Genomic DNA, 17,329 nt, shown 5'->3' with positions numbered 1-17,329 from the left:
GCTGCTCAGTTGAGACTGCTGCCAGAATCTGGCAGTGGCATACGCTATGCTCCTCCAGTCGAAACCATCTGGAGAGCAATTCATGACACCGCCCAATTTCGTCATCCTCTATGTCGACAAGCCTGAGCAAAGCGGCGCCTTCTATAGCGCGCTGCTTGGGCGGCAACCGGTCGAGACCTCGCCGACCTTCGTGCTGTTCGTGCTCGACAACGGCTTCAAGCTCGGCCTCTGGTCGCGTCACACCGTGGAACCGGCCGCCGCGGCAGCGGGCGGCGGCGCCGAGATCGTCTTTGCGCTGGACACGCCGGGTGCCGTCGACGCCACCCATGCCGAGTGGGCCGGCCGCGGGCTGAAAATTCTGCAGACGCCGACCGACATGGATTTCGGCCGCACCTTCGTCGCGCTTGATCCCGACAGCCACCGGCTGCGGGTTTATTGGCAAAGGGAGTAGGGCAGTAGGGGAGTACGTGACAGGAAACATAGCTGGCGCAGCGCCGCACGATCAGTGCGGTTTCCTACTCCCCTACTCCCCTTTCGCTTGCCCGATACACGGCAATGCCGGCGGCGAGGTCCTCGAGGGCTGCGCCGACCGACTTGAACAGCGTGATCTCGTCGTCGTTCTGCCGGCCTTTTTTCTGGCCGCGCGCCAGTTCATAGAGGTCGGCGACGATGGCTTCCGGCTTCAGAACGCCGGAGGCCAGCGGCTGGACGATATCGCCGGCTTCCTTGGTTGCGCCGGCGCGGGTGTCGACATAGACGCGGGCGCGTGCAATCGCGTCGTCGTCGCTTTCGCGCATCGCCGACGTGAAGCCGCCGACGAGATCGACATGGGTGCCGGACTTCAAGAGTGCGCCCTTGATCAGTGGCATGGTGGTGATGGTCGCCGACGATACGATATCGGCCTTTCCGAGTTCGGCGTCGAGATCGCCTGCTGCTTCGGCCGCAAAACCCTCGGCACGCAATTTTGCCGCGACCTTTTCGGCATTCGACGACGTGCGGTTCCAGATGCGGATGTTCTTGATCGGACGCACCGCCGAATGCGCCTTTGCAAGGAATGGCGACAGCGCGCCGGCGCCGACCACCAGCAGCCGTGATGCATCCTCGCGGGCCAGATAGGAGGCAGCCAGCGCCGAGGCACAGGCCGTGCGCCACTGTGTCAGCCTCTGGCCATCGATCAAGGCCTGAGGCTCGCCTGTGGCGCCGTCGAGCAACAGGTAAAGCCCCATCACCGCGGGCTTGCCGACGGCATTGTTGTCAGGCGACACGGTGACGATCTTGACGCCGATATGGCCATCGGCCGAGGTGCCGGCTGCGTTGAAGTCGGTCCAGGCCGGCATCAAAAGCAGCGTCGAGGCGGCACCATCGGGCCGCTCGACAGTGTGATGGTGCCTGACCGGCTGCACGGCGCCATCGCGAAAGGCGGCGCGTAACGTCTCGACCAGCCCGGAAAAGGTCAGCGCGCGGTCGACCTCGGCGGCGGAAATGGTCAGCATGAAAGGCTCCGTGGAGAACTAGGCCGGTTGTGCCTCAGGCCCGAGCGGCGGCTCAGTTCGTCGGCTTCGGCAAGACTGGGCTCTGCGACGCGGTGGGCGCGCGGCTGACCGCCTGGCGCAGGTTCTCGGCCTCGGCGCCGCGCTGGCGCGCCAGCTTGCGGTAGCGGCCCTGCTTGATCCAGGTCGCCAGGCTGCCGACGATCATGCCGATAGCCAGCGCCAGGAACAGGAAAATGAAGAGCGGCACGGTCAGCGTCAGCGCCGGATTGCCGGGATTGAACGGATCGAGTGTGAAGGCTACCGGTTCGCGGTTCGCGACGGCCAGCGCAATCAGGATGACGGCCAGCGGCACGAAAACCACGATGAGAATGAAGCGATTGAACATGTTTTTCCGTTCGGAAGAAAAGGCAGGAGCGGTGGCGCGTGCCGCGCCTATTTGCCTCCGTTCAGCCTTTCACGCAATTCCTTGCCGGTCTTGAAGAACGGTACCCATTTCTCCTCAACCTCCACGGATTCGCCGGTGCGCGGGTTGCGGCCGGTGCGGGCAGGGCGGTTTTTCACCGAAAACGCGCCGAAGCCGCGCAACTCGACCCGGTTGCCCTCGGCAAGCGCGTCAGTGATTTCATCGAAGATAGCGCTGACAATGTTTTCGACGTCGCGCAGGAAAAGATGCGGATTACGCGTGGCGATGATCTGAACAAGTTCGGATTTGATCATGAAAAGGCTCCCCGTGAAAGCAGTGCCGCCGAAATTATCAGAATGATTTTATTTGGTTTTTCACTCGTCCCAAGCGGTTCCTCAAGGGTGCCAGACGGAAACGAGACCGTCAAGAAACAAGCGGTCCACTCCAATTTCGTGAAGGACGTCGCCGCCATGGCCGGGCAGGCCAAGCGCAGCGCCGACGGTCTGCGCCATCGCCTTGGAGAACAGGAAACCGCCGCGTTTTTCCGTATCCTTCCATTCCAGTACCTTGAGCTTGGCATCGACACCCTTGCCTGCAAGCCAGTCGATCGCTTCGGCTTCACCGCCGACCGCGTCGATCAATCTGTTGGCGACCGCCTGCCGGCCGGTGAAGATCGACCCGTCTGCGAGCGCCAGCGCCTCTGGCTTGGTCATATTGCGGCGCTCGGCGACGATGCCGACGAACCAGTCGTAGCTGTCGAGGATGAGCTTGCGGACCATGGCCCGCTCATCGTCATTGGTCGGCTTGAAGGGAGAAGGCGAGGCCTTCAAGGGCGAGGATTTCACCTCCTCCAGCTTGACGCCGAGCTTGTCCATGAGGCCGCTGACGTCCGGGTACTGGATCAGCACGCCGATCGAGCCGACGATCGAGGATTTGCGTGCGACAATATGGTCGGCCGCAGTGGCGATCATGTAGCCCGCCGAAGCCGCGAGCGTGCCGACCTCGGCCACCACCGGCTTGTCGGCGGCGAGCTTGCGCACTGCCTCATAGATCGACTCGCCACCGACGGTGGTGCCGCCGGGTGAATCGATCGACAGGATCACAGCCTTGACGCGCGGCGACTGACGGATGGCCTCCAGCCGCTTGATCAGTTCTTCGTCTTCGGTGATGGTACCTTCGATCTTGACCTTGGCGATGTGGTCGACAGCCGCGCTGGTGAAGTCGTCACCATAGATCCACGCCGAAAAGGCGATCAGCCCGGCTGCGGCGACGATAATCGCCGCGATACGCCAGAATGTCAGCTTGCGGCGCAAGCGGCGGCGGTCGATCAGGTCGTCGGCTCTCAATGCCATGGTCAGCCTCGTAGTCGGTGGGAGCAGATGCTTTTAAAGCAACCATTCGCGCCCGGCTACCGTTTCCTGACGGCCTTGCGCCAAAGGCCTTAGGCATTCGCGGCAAGCCTCAACCTGTTACGTTCCACAGGCTCTAACACTGTGCGCCCATATCTGGTATGAGGTACAGGCTGCGCTGGGGCCATTTTCGTTGTACAGGGGCGGCTGTCACATTTTTGCGGTTTTCCTCGGCTTGTGCTTGCTTGAGGGCGCCGGCATCCCACCTATAGGGCGGCCTGGCGGGCAGGGGTTTAGAAGAAGCAGTCATGTTAGCGGGACCAATCGAACCGACCAACACCGAGACGGAGTTGGCTCCCAAGGCCGCAGGCCGGGCGCGGGTCGACGCGTTTGACATTGCGCAGCGTCATTCGCGCCGGGTCCGGATCCTGAAGCTGGCCGTACCGCTGGTCGCCGCCGTGATCGCGGTCGCGTTTCCGGTCTATTCCTATCTCATGGCACCCGCTGCAATCGAGGTGCAGGCCGACGGCGGCGCCTTTGCCGATGGCAAGCTGGTGATGGCCAATCCCAAGCTCAACGGCTTCACCAAGCAGAACCTGCCCTATTCGATGACAGCGCTCCGCGCCATACAGGATGTCAGCAAACAGGGCATCATCGATCTGGAAGGTATCAAGGCCAAGCTGCCGATTGCAGCCGACAACACCGCCGCCATCGGTGCTGCGCACGGCACCTACGATCGCGACGGCAACACGTTCAGCCTGACCAGCGACGTGACCGTGTCGACCACGGATGGCGTGGTGGCAAAATTTAAATCAGTCTATCTCGACATGGCCGAAGGCACTATGAAGACAAGCGAACCTGTCGATGTCAGCCGCGGCGGGTCGCGGATCAGGGCGGATTCGATGTCGGTCCAGGACAATGGCAAGGTCCTGATTTTCGAGAACAAGGTGCGCGTCGACATCGATCCCGCCAGTTTGAAGGCGGCAGAGGCAAAGAGCGGAGAGACCAATGCGGTTCAGTAGTTCGGCACGGCGCCTCGCCGCGATCTCGGCGTTAACGCTTGGGTTGCCCTTGGGGCTGACCTTCGGGACAGCGCCGTCGCTGGCGCAATCCAGTGCCACCAGCCAAATGTCCGGCCTCAGGCTGTCGGGCGACAAGCCTATCCAGATCGAAAGCGACAAGCTCGAGGTGCGCCAGGCGGAAAGCGTCGCCGTCTTCACCGGCAACGTCAACGTCGTCCAGGGTCCAACCGTGCTCAAGGCCGGCAAAATGACGGTCTATTACGTCAGGGATGCAGGCGCCGCCAAAGGCGCCCAGCCCGCGGGTGCCGCGGCAATGACCGGATCCGCCAACATCGACCATCTCGAGGTCGACGATAAGGTCTACATCAAATCGGACGATCAGGTTGCCACCGGCGACCGCGGCACCTTCGACATGAAGACCGAAGTGCTGGTGCTTTCGGGCAGCAAAGTCGTGCTCTCGCAAGGCGACAACGTGCTTGTCGGCTGCAAGCTTACCGTGCAGATGAAGAGCGGCCTTGCCCAGGTCGACGCTTGTGGCGGCCGCGTCATGATGTCGATCACGCCACCGGCGAAGTCTGGAGCAGCGAAACCCTGATGACCGGCATATCGTCGCTGCTGGCGCGTCTTCCAGGGCGCGCCGCCAGCAAACTTGCGGCACCGGCCAGGGTCACCGTCGAAGCGGCAAAGTTCAAGGGAACCTTGATCGCCAAAGGGCTGACCAAAAGCTACAAGGGCCGCAAAGTCGTCAGCGGCGTGACGCTAGGCGTGCGCGCCGGCGAGGCGGTTGGGCTGCTCGGCCCCAACGGCGCCGGCAAGACGACCTGTTTCTACATGGTGACCGGCCTAGTGCCGGTCGATGAAGGCACCATCGAAATCGACGGTTTCGACGTCACGTCGATGCCGATGTATCGCCGCGCCCGTCTCGGCATCGGCTACCTGCCGCAGGAAGCGTCGATTTTTCGCGGCCTGAATGTCGAGCAAAACATCCGGGCCGTGCTCGAAGTGGTCGAAAAGAGCCGCAAGGAGCGTGAGCGGCTGCTCGACGAATTGCTCGAGGAATTCCACATCAGCCATCTGCGCAAGGCTCCGTCGCTGTCGCTCTCCGGTGGTGAGCGGCGACGCCTCGAAATTGCCCGCGCCTTGGCAACCCGCCCTGCCTACATGCTGCTCGACGAACCGTTCGCCGGCATCGATCCGATCGCCGTCGCCGACATCCAGCAGCTCGTGCGCCACCTGACGGCACGTGGCATCGGCGTGCTGATCACCGACCACAATGTGCGCGAGACACTTGGCCTGATCGACCGCGCCTACATCATCCATGCCGGCCAGGTGCTGACCCATGGCCGGGCCGACGAGATAGTCGCAAATGCCGATGTGCGGCGGCTTTATCTCGGCGAGGGATTTACGCTCTAAATGCAAAATTCCGGTTCGAGCGGGATTTCCGGCGTAGTCCAGCAGCTTTTTCTTCAATTTTCTGCCTGAAAACGTGTCGGCAGGCGAGTTTTACCGCTCCTCGCCTTGACAAGCAAAAGCCGGGCCAGTTTCTATGCTGGCCTGGAAAATTCCTTCCAGCAGTGCGGGTGCGTAGACGGGGCGTTTGAAACCGAACCATGGCGTTGGCGGCAAAACTACAGCTACGACAGTCGCAGTCGCTGGTGATGACGCCGCAGCTGATGCAGTCGATCCGCCTGCTGCAGTTCACCCACCTAGAGCTGGAACGCTTCATCGACGACGAGATCGAACGCAATCCCCTGCTGGAACGTGCCGAACCGCAGGAGGACGCCGCCAGCGACCAGGCGCAGAAGGGCGACGCTGCACCGGAACCGGCTGCCGACGGCGACTGGTTCGAAGCGGAGACGGCGTGGAGCGCCGAGGCGATCTCGGAAAAGCTCGATACATCGCTGGAAAACCTGTTTCCTGATGATCCTGGAACGAGCGAGCGGCTCGGGCCCGACCTGACGGCGCAATGGAAATCGGCGTCCGGCAACGGTTCCACCTCTTCCTCCGACGGCTTCGACGTCGCGGACATGGCGGCGGCTGCCATCACGCTGCGCGACCATGTCGGCGAGCAGGTAGCGCTCGCCTTTGCCGATCCGGCGGCGCGCCTGATCGCCAGCGAGCTTGCCGACGGCCTCGACGAGGCCGGCTACATGCGTGCCGACATGGCCGAGATCGCGGCCCGCCTCGGCACGAACGCCACGGCGGTGGCAAGGGTCCTGGCGGTCTGCCAGACATTCGAGCCCGCCGGCATCTTCGCCCGCGACCTCGCCGAATGCCTGTTGCTGCAGCTTGCCGTGCGCGACCGGCTCGATCCGGCGATGAAGGCGCTGATCGCCAATCTCGAACTCCTGGCACGGCGCGATTTCCAGACGCTGAAGCGGATTTGCGGCGTCGACGAGGAGGATCTGCTCGACATGCTGGCCGAGATCCGGGCGCTCGACCCGCGGCCGGGAATGGCGTTTTCGCGCGGTGCCAGCGACGCAATCGTGGCCGACGTCGAGGTGCGCGCAGCCAATGACGGCAGCTGGACGGTCGAGCTCAATGCCGAGACGCTGCCGCGCGTGCTGGTCGATCACATCTATTTCGCCCAGGTCACGCCCCATGCGAAAAACCAGGCGGAAAAGGATTTCCTCGCCGAATGCCTGCAGAACGCCAACTGGCTCACGCGCAGCCTCGACCAGCGGGCGAAGACCATTCTCAAGGTGGCCTCTGAGATCGTGCGCCAGCAGGACGCTTTTCTCGTCCACGGCGTGCGGCACCTGAAGCCGCTCAACCTGCGTACGGTGGCGGACGCCATCGGCATGCACGAATCAACGGTCAGCCGGGTCACGGCAAACAAATACATGCTGACGCCGCGCGGTGTGTTCGAACTGCGCTATTTCTTCACCGCCTCGATCGCTTCGTCAGGTGGCGGCGATGCGCATTCGTCGGAAGCGGTGCGCGACCGCATAAAGCAGCTGATCGACGAGGAGAAAGCCGTCGATGTGCTTTCCGACGATGCCATCGTCGACATGCTGCGGGAAAGCGGCGTCGACATCGCCAGGCGCACGGTTGCCAAATACCGGGAAGGCATGAACATACCCTCTTCGGTGCAGCGGCGGCGCGAAAAACGCGCTTTGGCCAGCGCCGGCCGTTGAGCTCCGACGGAATTTCCACAGCTTTCGCAGTTCATTGACAAGCGGCAACGAAGTGGCTAGAAGCCCGCCCGCATGAGACGGGCTAGCGAGTGGATTTGAGTTCGCCGATGCCCGCACGAGAGATGGTCCGTCACGACGTAGGCCACGGGACGGCCAAGAAGGCGGCTTGTGATCAACCGGAAAGTTCGGATCTAAAATCGGCGCAAGTGACGCCGCAAAAGCTTGTGCGCGCGGACCACGAGTATAAACTCGGGACAGTTTGAAGCCTGAGCAAGGAAGGTCAGTTTTCAGATGACACTGCGCATATCGGGAAAACACATGGATATCGGCGATGCGTTCCGTACGCGCATCAACGACCGTGTCGGGGAAGTGATCGGGAAATATTTCGATCGGGGCTTTTCAGGGCAAATCGTAGTCGTCAAATCGGGGTCGCGCTACACGGCCGATTGCATGATCCGGCTGGACTCCGGTGCTTCGCTGCAGGCGACCGGCGATGCCCAGGATCCAACGCTTGCCTTCGATACCGCGGCAGACCGTCTGGAAACACGACTCAGGCGCTACAAACGCCGGCTGAAGTCGCACAATTCAGGCAATAGCAACGGCGAGCTCGCCGACGTCGCCTATACGGTGATGGCGCCGCTTGCCGACGACGAGGAGGACATACCGGAGAATTTCGCGCCGGCCATCGTCGCCGAATCGACCATGACGCTGCGGACCATGTCGGTGGCGTCAGCGGTGATCGAACTCGACACCAAGGACAGCCCGGTCCTGGTCTTCCGCAATGCCGGAAACGACCATCTCAATATCGTCTATCGCCGGCCGGACGGGAATATCGGCTGGATCGACCCGTCCACGGCCAAGGTCGCGCAGGGGTAAAAACCAGCTGCACGCGAGCGTGGGGACTGGCGACGGCAGGCGAACAAGGGATTTCAAGCATGGATCTGAGCGATCTCGTCAGCGTTCCGGCAATCATGCCGGCGTTGAAGGCGAACTCCAAAAAGCAGCTGCTGCAATTGCTGTCCGAACGGGCGGCGGCGATTTCCGGCATTCCGGAGCGAGAGGTGTTCGACACCATCCTGCAACGCGAGCGCCTCGGCTCGACCGGCGTCGGCAACGGCATCGCTATTCCGCACGGCAAGCTGGCTGGGGTGAAGCGGATCGCCGGTGTCTTTGCCCGGCTGGAGACACCGGTGGACTTCGAGGCCCTCGATGATCAGCCGGTCGACCTGGTGTTTCTGCTTTTGGCTCCCGAAGGTGCCGGCGCCGACCATCTCAAGGCGCTGTCGCGCATCGCGCGGGTGCTGCGCGATGCCGACACGGTTGCCAAGATCAGAGGCACGCGCGACGCCGTAGCCATCCACGCGCTGCTGTCGGACACGCAGGCCTCGCACGCCGCCTGAGGTTTTGATTAAATCCCTTGAAGGGCCGCCGTGTGCGGCCCTGTCCGTTTCCAACCAGATCGCCGCGCCATATGTGTCAGTTGATGGCGCCGTTGTCAGTGGATAACGACGTTAGTGGATAGCGACCGGGGTCAGATCGTTTTCCAGCGCGCCAGCCAGTGCCCGATCGCGAGCGTCCGAAAGCAGGATCGGCTGGCCATTGGCGGCAAACAGGGCCCACAGTTCCAGCCCGGGCGCGATTTCGCCGAGGCCCGGGAAACGGCCGCGCAGATCGTCGCTCGACACTTTCCTGAGATAGGCGACCGAACCTTCGCCGAGATGGGCGAATTCGCCGCTGGTCATGATGATATTTTCGTTAGTTCTGGTCATTTCAAGCCTCCTTGCCGCGAGACGCCGCTCAAGGCCATCCCGCATGAGAGCTATCGGCAAAAATCAGTCTTTCACCGATATGTTTATTTTTCGTACCAGCCGTTCGGACTCCGGCCGATCGAGATCGATCGACAGAAGGCCGTTCTTCAATTCCGCCGCAATCACCCGCATGCCGTCGGCCAGCACGAAACAGCGCTGGAACTGGCGCGCAGCGATGCCGCGGTGGAGAAATTCGCGCTCGGTGTCGTCGTTCTGACGGCCGCGCACGACCAACTGGTTCTCCTCCGTTGTGACATCGAGATCGCTTTCCGCGAAACCGGCGACGGCGAGCGTGATACGCAGCCTTTCGGTTTTGCCGTCGGCACCGCTGAGGCGCTCGATGTTGTAGGGAGGATAGCTGTCACCGGACTTTGCCAAGCGCTCCAGCGTCTTTTCCATGGAATCGAAACCGAGGAGAAGCGGGCTGGAAAAAGGCGTCATTCGGCTCATGTTACAGTGTCCTCTCAAGAGCGACATAAAGTGGAAAAACCCGGATGGCATTTTTCCCGATGGTCTTGATATGGTCCGCCGCCCGGCAGACTTCAAGCCGTCACACGTCCCGCCCAAAAAGACTTGCCAAAACAAGGAATTGAAATGCCCCAATCCCGCAGGATCATCATCGACACTGACCCCGGCCAGGACGATGCCGTTGCCATATTGCTGGCGCTGGGCAGCGCCGAGCTGGAGATCGTCGGCATCACCGCGGTGGCCGGCAACGTGCCGCTGAAACTTACCGAAAAAAACGCCCGCAAGATCTGCGAACTGGCCGGCCGGACGGACGTCAAGGTCTATGCAGGCGCCATCCGGCCACTGGCGCGCGAACTCGTCACCGCCGAGGAAGTGCATGGCAAGACCGGCCTCAATGGACCGCAACTGCCCGAACCAAAGATGAAGCTGCAGGACGAGTATGCGGTCGATTTCATCGTCGAGACGCTGATGAGGGAGGAGAGCGGCACGATCACGCTGTGCGCGCTCGGACCGCTCACCAATGTTGCGCTGGCGCTGATCCGCGAGCCCAAGATCGGGCCGCGGATCAAGGAGATCGTGCTGATGGGCGGCGGCTTCTTCGAGGGCGGCAATGTCACGCCGACCGCGGAATTCAACATCTATGTCGACCCGCATGCCGCCGATGTCGTGTTCAAATCCGGCATTCCGATCGTCATGATGCCGCTCGACGTCACCCACAAGGCGCTGACCACCGCCAAGCGCACGAAGGCCTTCCGCAAGCTCGGCACCAGGGTCGGCACGGCCACCGCGGACATGCTGGAATTCTTCGAACGCTTTGACGAGGAGAAATACGGCACAGATGGCGGCCCGCTGCACGATCCTTGCGTCATCGCCTACCTGTTGAAGCCGAAGCTGTTCAAGGGCCGCAACTGCAATGTCAGCGTGGAAACCGCCTCGGAACTCACCATGGGCATGACGGTGATCGACTGGTGGGGGGTGACCAAGCGGCCGAAGAACGCCATGGTGATGCGTGACATCGACCACGATGCGTTTTTCGAGCTGTTGCTGGAAAGGCTGGGGCGGCTTTAGGGCCGTCTTTCATTCCCCCTTGATGGGTTGGGCGGAGTGCCGTCATTGCCAGGCTGGAACACCCCTCATCCAACCGAGCTTCGCTCGGCCACCTTCTCCACAAGGGGAGAAGGGAAAGGTGCCGTTACTTCGCCTTTGAAAATGCCAGCCACAGGCCGCCGCCGACCAGGAAGCTGCCGCTGATCCGCGACAGCAGCTTGACGCGGCCGGCCGACAGCAGGCGCCCGGCGCGGCCGGCGGCCAGCGCGTAGGTCGAATCCGACACTGCGGCGAAGATCATGGCGGTGAGACCCATGACGCCGATCTGTAACGCGTAATTGCCTTCAGGCGCGATGAACTGCGGAAAGAAGGCGCCAAAGAACACCAGCGTCTTTGGATTGCTGATTGCTACCAGCAGGCCTTGCAGGAAAAAGCCACCGCGCGGTTTTTTTGCCGATCCATCGGCGTTCAGCTTGCCTTTCGAGCGGAACATCTGCACGCCCATCCAGATCAGGTAGGCAGCGCCAATCAGCCTGACCCACTCGAACCAATGTCCCATGCCGGCGATCAGCGAAGTCAATCCGATGCCGACAATGGCAATCATGATGGCCAGCCCGGCCTGGGTGCCGGCGACATTGGCGAGCCCGGCGCGCGAGCCGTGGCGTATGCTGTTGGCAATGATCAGCGTCACCGTCGGGCCCGGCACCAGGACGATGACGATGCAGGCGACGACATAGGTGGCGTAGAGTTCCAGCGACATTTTTCCCTCCGCAGAATGCCGCTCGTGCGGCGTGCTGTCGCGATCAATGCATGGCGATGAGTTGCGTGCAAGTCGGCGAAGCGCCGACAATGCGGAGCTGATTTCAGCAGGCGCCGGCCTGCCATGGCAGCGTTGCCTCATAGGCGGCAGCCGCCCTCAGCACGGAGGGGTCACCGCGCGGCCCCCCGATCAATTGCATGCCCATTGGCCTGCCCCTGGAGTCGAAGCCCGCCGGCACATTGATCGCCGGGCAGCCGCCCAGCGTGGCGAGCGCTGAGACCTGCATCCAGCGGTGATAGCTGTCCATGGCACGCCCGGCCACTTCCCTTGGCCAGAGGGTGGCGACGTCGAAGGGAAAGACCTGTGCGGCTGGCAGCGCAATCAGGTCGAAACGCTCGAAGAGCGACAGCAGCATTCGATGCCAGGACGAGCGCCTCACAGTTGCCGCATGGATTTGCGGCGCGGTGAGGCGAAGCGCATGTTCCACCTCCCACACGGCCTCCGGCTTCAGCAGACTGCGTTTCAAGGGATCATCGTAGTGCACCTTGAGCGCACAACCGCTGCTCGCCTGCCGAAGCGTTACAAAGGCCTGCCACAGCGCTTCGAAGTCGAATTCCGGCATCAGCGGCTCGGCCTCGAAGGACACATCCGCGAACCGGCCGAGTGCTGCCTCGCAAAGCTGTAGAATGCCTGCTTCAACCGGCAGATGACCGTCGAGATCGCCGAGCCAGGCGATACGCCCGCCGGCCGCCGGCGTTTCCACCCCTTGGAGAAACGAGCCTGGCTTATCATGCGACAGCGGCGCGCGAGGATGATAGCCGGCCTGCACGTCGAGCAGCAGCGCCATGTCGCGCACGTTACGCCCCATCGGCCCTTCGACGCCCATTTGCGCATGAAACACATCAAGGTCAGGGCCAGCCGGCACCAATCCCTGCGACGGGCGGAACCCATAGACATTGTTGTAGGCAGCGGGATTGCGCAACGAGCCGCCAAAATCGCTGCCATCGGCAACGGGAACCATGTCGAGCGCCAGCGCGACCGCCGCGCCGCCGCTCGAGCCGCCGGCGGTCAGCGTCGGGTCGAATGCGTTGAGCGTCTGGCCGAACACGGTGTTGTAGGTGTTGGAGCCGAGCCCGAATTCGGGAACGTTGGTCTTGCCGATGATGATCGCGCCGGCCTTGCGGACGCGCTCGACGAAGAAATCGTCTTCCTCAGGCACGAAATCGACGAAGATCGGCGAGCCGAAGGTGGTTCTCAGGCCTTTTGTCAGCGCAAGATCCTTAATCGCGATCGGCAGGCCGAACAGCGATCCGGTATCTCCTCCTCGCGCCAGATGGGCGTCAGCGTTGTCGGCCTCGCGCAGGATGTCGGCATGTTCGCGCAATGAAACGATAGCGTTGACCAGCGGGTTCACCGCCTCGATCCTGTCGAGGAATGCCGCGACCACTTCGCGCACCGAAAGCTGCCGGTGCCTGATCTTCTCGGTAAGCTCCACGGCAGACAGGCGGCAGATGTCGCCGGCGGGCGGTACCGCATGCTTCGTGGTCGGGCGCACGGCTGTCATACCGCTTTAGCCTGCGGATTTCTGCAGGGCGACATCGACATCCCTGGCCAGCGGGATGGCCGGCTGTGCACCGGCTTTCAGGCAGGCCAGCGAACCGGCGGCGGCAGCGCGGGCAAGCGCCTGGTCGAGCGGCAGGCCGGCTGCCAGCCCGGCTGCAAAATAGCCGCAGAACGTGTCGCCGGCGCCGACCGTGTCGAGCGGGGTGATCTTCAGCGCCGGAACCATCAGAAGATCGTCCGGCGTTGCCGCCAGAACGCCGTCCGGGCCAAGCGTGACGACGATGGTGCGGCCGGTTCTCGAGGCATAGTCGCGCATCCGCGCCGGGCGGTCGCGGCCACTCAATGACAGCGCCTCGCCATAGAGGTCGAACTCGGTTTCGTTGGCGACGAGATAGTCGGCCTTGCCGAGGAAGCCGGCAGCGTCGCTGTGGAAAGGTGCGGTGTTGAGCACTGTGATCGCGCCGGCCGTCCTTGCCGCGTCGAGTGCTGCCTCGACGGTCTGCAGCGGGATCTCCAGTTGCAGCAGCACGACGTCGCCGTTTTTCAGGAAGGCCTTGGAAAGGTCACCCGGCACGACCGAATCATTGGCGCCCGGCACGACAGCGATCACGTTCTCGCCGTCGGCGCCGACCATGATCAGCGCAGTACCGGTAGAGGCAAAGGTCTCGCCGACGCCGGACAGGTCGATCTTGCCGTCGCGCAGCAGCGCCAGAGCCTCGCTGGCGAAGCTGTCCTTGCCGACTGCGCCGACCATGCGCACCTTGGCCCCGGCGCGGGCGGCGGCCAGCGCCTGGTTGGCGCCCTTGCCGCCGGGAGCAGTAGCGAAACCGGAGCCGCGCACCGTCTCGCCGGGACCGGGCAAGCGGTCGACACCGGCGATGAGGTCGAGATTGATGGAGCCGATGACGACGATCAAGAAGTGCCTCCCGCTAGCGCATGCGGGAAGCTACTCCGTAAGATCGCTGCTTGTCACCCTAGCGGTCCTTACATCGCTCCTATCGTTCCATTCTTTGGCTATTCACGAAGAGACCTGTCCCGCCTCCCAGCCGAGGATGGCGCGTTTGCGGGTCAGGCCCCAATGGTAGCCGGTGAGCGCACCGGACTTGCCGAGAGCCCGGTGGCACGGCACGACAAAGGACATCGGATTGGCACCGACCGCGGCACCGACAGCCCGGCTGGCGCTCGGTGCGCCGATGCGCGCGGCGATCGAGGAATAGGTGCAGGCCTGGCCCATCGGAATACGCAGCAAGGCTTCCCAGACGCGGACCTGGAAGTCGGTGCCGATCATGACGACGCGGAGCGGCTGGTCGGCGCGCCACAGCGTCGGATCGAAAATACGCGCGGCATAGGGCGCCGTTGCAGCCATGTCCTCGATATAGCTAGCGTTCGGCCAGCGGCTGGACATGTCGGCAAAGGCCGCACGCTCGCCGCCCGGATCGTTGAAGGCGAGGCCGGCGAGGCCGCGGTCCGTCACCATGATCAGCGCGATGCCGAAAGGTGAGATATGATAGCCGTAGCGGATGGTGAGCCCGGCGCCGCGGGTCTTGTAGTCGCCCGGCGACATCGCTTCGTGGGTGACGAACAGATCATGCAGCCGGCCTGGACCGGACATGCCGAGCTCGAACGAGGTTTCAAGCAGCGGCATGCCGGCATCGAGCAGCTTGCGCGCATGATCGAGGGTAACGGCCTGCAGAAAAGCCTTGGGCGACAGGCCGGCCCAGCGGGTGAACAGCTTCTGCAGCCCGGTCGGCGTTTCGCCGACCTCCTCGGCCAGCACTTCCAGCGAAGGCTGGTCGCGATAGTCGAGGCTGATCTTTTCGATGGCACGACGGACGATTTCGTAGTCACCGCCTTCAGGCGTGATGTCTTTCTGAAGGATTGCTGTCGTTTTGAGAGGCATTTGGGCGTTCATGGCAGTATCTCCTTGCGTGCGAATATCGTCCTTCGCGGCGGCGATCACCACCCGAAACTTGCTTTCCCGCAGCATGTACCCAGATAGAGCTGACTTTGAATGGGGAGGACGGTCGTGGCTGGCGAAAAGGTAAACCTGACCGGGGCAAAGGAGACTTTGCTTTTGACACTTTACGGCAAGGCGCTGGAGAGCCGGCTGCCCAATTCGCTGCTCAGGGACTACTTTGCCGACGAGGCGGTGCGCAACATCGATTATGATTTCTCACGGCTCAAGGTCGACAACAATCTCGGCATCGGTCTAGCAATCAGGGCAAAGACGCTGGACGTCTGCGTTCAGGACTTTCTCGCCCGAAATCCTGACGCCATCGTGCTGCATCTGGGGTGTGGGCTCGACACGCGCATATTCCGTATCGACCCGCCAGCCGGCGTGGACTGGTTCGACGTCGACTATCCCGAAGTCATCGACCTCAGGCGCAGGCTCTATCCCGTGCGGGATCGCTACCACCTGATCGCTTCGTCGCTCACCGAACCTGGATGGCTGAACGAAGTACCTCGGGATCGCCCGGCCATAGTCGTGGCGGAAGGCCTGACTCCCTACCTGGCCGCCGAGGACGGGCAGCAACTGTTTTCTCGTTTGGTGGGACATCTTTCGAGCGGCGAACTGGTTTTCGATGCCTATAGTCGCCTGGGCCTGAAGATCATTCGCCTCAATTCCTCCTTCCGCGCCACCGGCGCCGAGGTCCATTGGAGCATTGAGAACCCGCATGAATTGGAGCGAGCCGTTCCGAAGCTGCGGTTCATCGAGGACATCCCTGCCTATAAGCCGGAACATGCCGCTCGCATGCGCTGGCTCGCGAAACTGTTTGTTCGCTTTTGGAAATACATTCCAGCATTGCGCAAGATCGGCAGGCTGTTGCGCTATCGGTTCTGAAACGCTGGCTCAGCGCGCCTTGGCGGTCGCCAGAGCGCGCGAAAATGCGGTGGCAAAACTCTCGCGGTCGTCGGGGTTGAGAAAGGCGCCGATCGAGACGGTTTTTCCTTGCGCCTCGACCGCCATTCTGGTGATGCCGATCTCGGCGTGGCGGGCGATCGAAAAGCGTGCCCAGAACGGATTGAAGCGGTGTGATTCCGATTTGCCTGACGGGGCAGTCTTGCGGATATCGAGGCTGGTGCGCGACACCGACACCTCCTCGCGAGCCCGGGCGGCGCGATAATTCGCACGGAAGGCGATATAGACGCCGATCACGTCGAGGCCGAAGAAGCCGAACACCGGCCAGGCGCCGCGCGACAGAAAAAACGCTCCGGTCACCAGCCACCCGAACAGCAGTGCGCCCATCAGGATGGCAAAGCCGGTCTTGCCCAGCGACCGGTGCGGTGTCAGCAGCGCCTGGAAGAATGGCTCGTCGGCCTGAAATGAGGCGTTTGTGTCGCTCATTGGGGAATATTATAGGAAGGCAATGACAAGCCCCAAGCCCAAAAACTCTTCCGCGCTCAAAAAAGACCTGCTGCCCGGCCGCCGCGATGACTCGAACGCCAAGCCGCGTCCGCGGCCGGCGAGATCGCGGGCGCTTTACAGCCCGGCCGAGGTGCATGAGATTTTTCGCCGTTTTTCCGTTCAGCGGCCGGAGCCGAGAGGCGAACTCGAACATATCAACCCCTTCACGCTGCTGGTGGCAGTGGTGCTTTCGGCTCAGGCAACGGACGCCGGCGTCAATAAGGCGACGCGGGCGCTGTTCAAAATTGCCGACACGCCGCAAAAGATGCTGGCGCTGGGCGAGGCCAAGCTCGGCGACCATATCCGCACCATCGGGCTATGGCGCAACAAGGCCAAGAACGTCATCGCGCTGTCCGAGGCGCTGATCCGTGACCATAGCGGCGAGGTGCCTGAGGATCGCGATCAACTGGTCGAGCTGCCGGGTGTCGGCCGCAAGACCGCCAATGTCGTGCTCAACGTCGCCTTCGGCCAGCACACGATGGCAGTCGACACGCACATCTTCCGCATCGGTAACAGGCTCGGCCTGGCGCCGGGCAAGACGCCGGAACAGGTAGAGCAAGGTTTCCTGAAGATCATTCCGGATGAATATATCCGGCATGCGCATCATTGGCTGATCCTGCACGGCCGCTATGTCTGCAAGGCACGCAAGCCGGATTGCCCGGCCTGCGTCATCGCCGATATCTGCAAGGCCAAGGAAAAGACGACCAGCGTGCCTGCACCACTGGTCGAGATCGGGCCGCTCGGGCCAGTGGAAGCAGCTCAGGACCGAGCAGCGGCAACCACTGCCCGCTAGGGTCAGGACCCATTAATTTGTTGAGTTGATCTCTGTTGGGTGATTCAAGGTGGCAGGAGGTGCCGCCTTGAGTGATTTGC

21 protein-coding genes are annotated in these 17,329 nt (G+C 62.5%); 10 read left to right on the top strand and 11 right to left on the bottom strand.

Annotated features, from left to right (window positions below; genetic code table 11):
* Window positions 1-82 precede the first annotated feature (82 nt).
* On the top strand, window positions 83-451 hold the full coding sequence (locus tag NKH80_RS20200; RefSeq protein WP_352506606.1) for a VOC family protein: 369 nt from the start codon (window positions 83-85) through the stop codon (window positions 449-451).
* A 64-nt stretch (window positions 452-515) separates the two neighbouring features.
* On the opposite strand, the gene lhpI is transcribed toward NKH80_RS20200, so the two are convergent.
* From lhpI to sppA, 4 genes are all read right to left on the bottom strand, one after another.
* Window positions 516-1,493 (bottom strand): bifunctional Delta(1)-pyrroline-2-carboxylate/Delta(1)-piperideine-2-carboxylate reductase, encoded by a 978-nt coding sequence (lhpI, locus tag NKH80_RS20195; RefSeq protein ID WP_352993122.1) that lies wholly within the window; start codon window positions 1,491-1,493, stop codon window positions 516-518.
* Window positions 1,494-1,545: 52 nt separating this feature from the next.
* Window positions 1,546-1,878: a LapA family protein gene (locus tag NKH80_RS20190; protein ID WP_352649557.1), complete on the bottom strand. Its 333-nt coding sequence runs from the start codon at window positions 1,876-1,878 to the stop codon at window positions 1,546-1,548.
* A gap of 47 nt (window positions 1,879-1,925) precedes the next feature.
* Window positions 1,926-2,210: an integration host factor subunit beta gene (locus NKH80_RS20185; RefSeq protein ID WP_023675261.1), complete on the bottom strand. Its 285-nt coding sequence runs from the start codon at window positions 2,208-2,210 to the stop codon at window positions 1,926-1,928.
* 81 nt (window positions 2,211-2,291) lie between these two features.
* Window positions 2,292-3,248, bottom strand: coding sequence for a signal peptide peptidase SppA (sppA, locus tag NKH80_RS20180; protein WP_352993120.1), 957 nt, complete (start codon window positions 3,246-3,248; stop codon window positions 2,292-2,294).
* A gap of 305 nt (window positions 3,249-3,553) precedes the next feature.
* On the opposite strand from sppA, the gene lptC reads away from it, so the two are divergent.
* The 6 genes from lptC to ptsN all read left to right on the top strand — a co-directional run bounded on the left by lptC (window position 3,554) and on the right by ptsN (window position 8,804).
* On the top strand, window positions 3,554-4,267 hold the full coding sequence (lptC, locus tag NKH80_RS20175; RefSeq protein WP_352476407.1) for an LPS export ABC transporter periplasmic protein LptC: 714 nt from the start codon (window positions 3,554-3,556) through the stop codon (window positions 4,265-4,267).
* Entirely contained in the window at window positions 4,254-4,862 is a 609-nt protein-coding gene (locus NKH80_RS20170; RefSeq protein ID WP_254816816.1) for an LptA/OstA family protein, read from the top strand. Before lptC ends, NKH80_RS20170 begins: the two co-directional genes overlap by 14 nt.
* Window positions 4,862-5,680 carry an LPS export ABC transporter ATP-binding protein gene (gene lptB, locus NKH80_RS20165; protein ID WP_023718959.1) on the top strand — a complete coding sequence of 273 codons (819 nt, stop codon included), beginning with the start codon at window positions 4,862-4,864 and terminating at the stop codon, window positions 5,678-5,680. Before NKH80_RS20170 ends, lptB begins: the two co-directional genes overlap by 1 nt.
* Window positions 5,681-5,877: 197 nt before the next feature.
* Window positions 5,878-7,404, top strand: a complete 1,527-nt coding sequence (gene rpoN / locus NKH80_RS20160) for an RNA polymerase factor sigma-54 (RefSeq protein ID WP_352799817.1) — start codon at window positions 5,878-5,880, stop codon at window positions 7,402-7,404.
* 291 nt (window positions 7,405-7,695) lie between these two features.
* The gene (gene hpf, locus NKH80_RS20155; RefSeq protein ID WP_352877902.1) at window positions 7,696-8,280 is read left to right on the top strand and encodes a ribosome hibernation-promoting factor, HPF/YfiA family; all 585 of its coding nucleotides are present in this window, start codon (window positions 7,696-7,698) and stop codon (window positions 8,278-8,280) included.
* Window positions 8,281-8,339: 59 nt separating this feature from the next.
* The gene (ptsN, locus tag NKH80_RS20150; RefSeq protein WP_023675268.1) at window positions 8,340-8,804 is read left to right on the top strand and encodes a PTS IIA-like nitrogen regulatory protein PtsN; all 465 of its coding nucleotides are present in this window, start codon (window positions 8,340-8,342) and stop codon (window positions 8,802-8,804) included.
* Window positions 8,805-8,915: 111 nt separating this feature from the next.
* Here ptsN and NKH80_RS20145 read toward each other — a convergent pair whose 3' ends face one another.
* A complete protein-coding gene (locus NKH80_RS20145) occupies window positions 8,916-9,173 on the bottom strand; it encodes a BQ00720 family protein (protein WP_023675269.1) in 258 nt (85 codons plus the stop codon).
* Window positions 9,174-9,236: 63 nt separating this feature from the next.
* On the bottom strand, window positions 9,237-9,662 hold the full coding sequence (locus NKH80_RS20140; protein WP_023675270.1) for an Hsp20 family protein: 426 nt from the start codon (window positions 9,660-9,662) through the stop codon (window positions 9,237-9,239).
* 144 nt (window positions 9,663-9,806) lie between these two features.
* Here NKH80_RS20140 and NKH80_RS20135 point away from each other — a divergent pair, with 144 nt between their 5' ends.
* Window positions 9,807-10,748 carry a nucleoside hydrolase gene (locus NKH80_RS20135; RefSeq protein WP_352993117.1) on the top strand — a complete coding sequence of 314 codons (942 nt, stop codon included), beginning with the start codon at window positions 9,807-9,809 and terminating at the stop codon, window positions 10,746-10,748.
* Between the two features lie 124 nt (window positions 10,749-10,872).
* On the opposite strand, the gene NKH80_RS20130 is transcribed toward NKH80_RS20135, so the two are convergent.
* The 4 genes from NKH80_RS20130 to NKH80_RS20115 all read right to left on the bottom strand — a co-directional run bounded on the left by NKH80_RS20130 (window position 10,873) and on the right by NKH80_RS20115 (window position 14,962).
* Window positions 10,873-11,487, bottom strand: coding sequence for a LysE family translocator (locus tag NKH80_RS20130; protein ID WP_352476410.1), 615 nt, complete (start codon window positions 11,485-11,487; stop codon window positions 10,873-10,875).
* Window positions 11,488-11,590: 103 nt separating this feature from the next.
* A complete protein-coding gene (locus NKH80_RS20125) occupies window positions 11,591-13,051 on the bottom strand; it encodes an amidase (RefSeq protein WP_352993115.1) in 1,461 nt (486 codons plus the stop codon).
* 6 nt (window positions 13,052-13,057) lie between these two features.
* Window positions 13,058-13,966, bottom strand: coding sequence for a ribokinase (locus NKH80_RS20120; protein WP_352993113.1), 909 nt, complete (start codon window positions 13,964-13,966; stop codon window positions 13,058-13,060).
* 102 nt (window positions 13,967-14,068) lie between these two features.
* Window positions 14,069-14,962, bottom strand: coding sequence for a methylated-DNA--[protein]-cysteine S-methyltransferase (locus NKH80_RS20115; RefSeq protein WP_352687961.1), 894 nt, complete (start codon window positions 14,960-14,962; stop codon window positions 14,069-14,071).
* Window positions 14,963-15,076: 114 nt separating this feature from the next.
* Here NKH80_RS20115 and NKH80_RS20110 point away from each other — a divergent pair, with 114 nt between their 5' ends.
* Window positions 15,077-15,892, top strand: coding sequence for a class I SAM-dependent methyltransferase (locus NKH80_RS20110; RefSeq protein ID WP_352993111.1), 816 nt, complete (start codon window positions 15,077-15,079; stop codon window positions 15,890-15,892).
* 9 nt (window positions 15,893-15,901) lie between these two features.
* Here the strand turns inward: NKH80_RS20110 and NKH80_RS20105 are convergent, their stop codons facing one another.
* Window positions 15,902-16,396, bottom strand: a complete 495-nt coding sequence (locus tag NKH80_RS20105) for a DUF2244 domain-containing protein (RefSeq protein ID WP_352506595.1) — start codon at window positions 16,394-16,396, stop codon at window positions 15,902-15,904.
* Between the two features lie 22 nt (window positions 16,397-16,418).
* Here NKH80_RS20105 and nth point away from each other — a divergent pair, with 22 nt between their 5' ends.
* On the top strand, window positions 16,419-17,249 hold the full coding sequence (gene nth / locus NKH80_RS20100) for an endonuclease III (RefSeq protein WP_352506594.1): 831 nt from the start codon (window positions 16,419-16,421) through the stop codon (window positions 17,247-17,249).
* Window positions 17,250-17,329 lie beyond the last annotated feature (80 nt).

Origin of the sequence: Mesorhizobium sp. M0904, assembly GCF_040319475.1 — a bacterium.
Lineage (GTDB): Bacteria > Pseudomonadota > Alphaproteobacteria > Rhizobiales > Rhizobiaceae > Mesorhizobium.
This window is presented reverse-complemented; position numbering and strand designations above follow the sequence as displayed.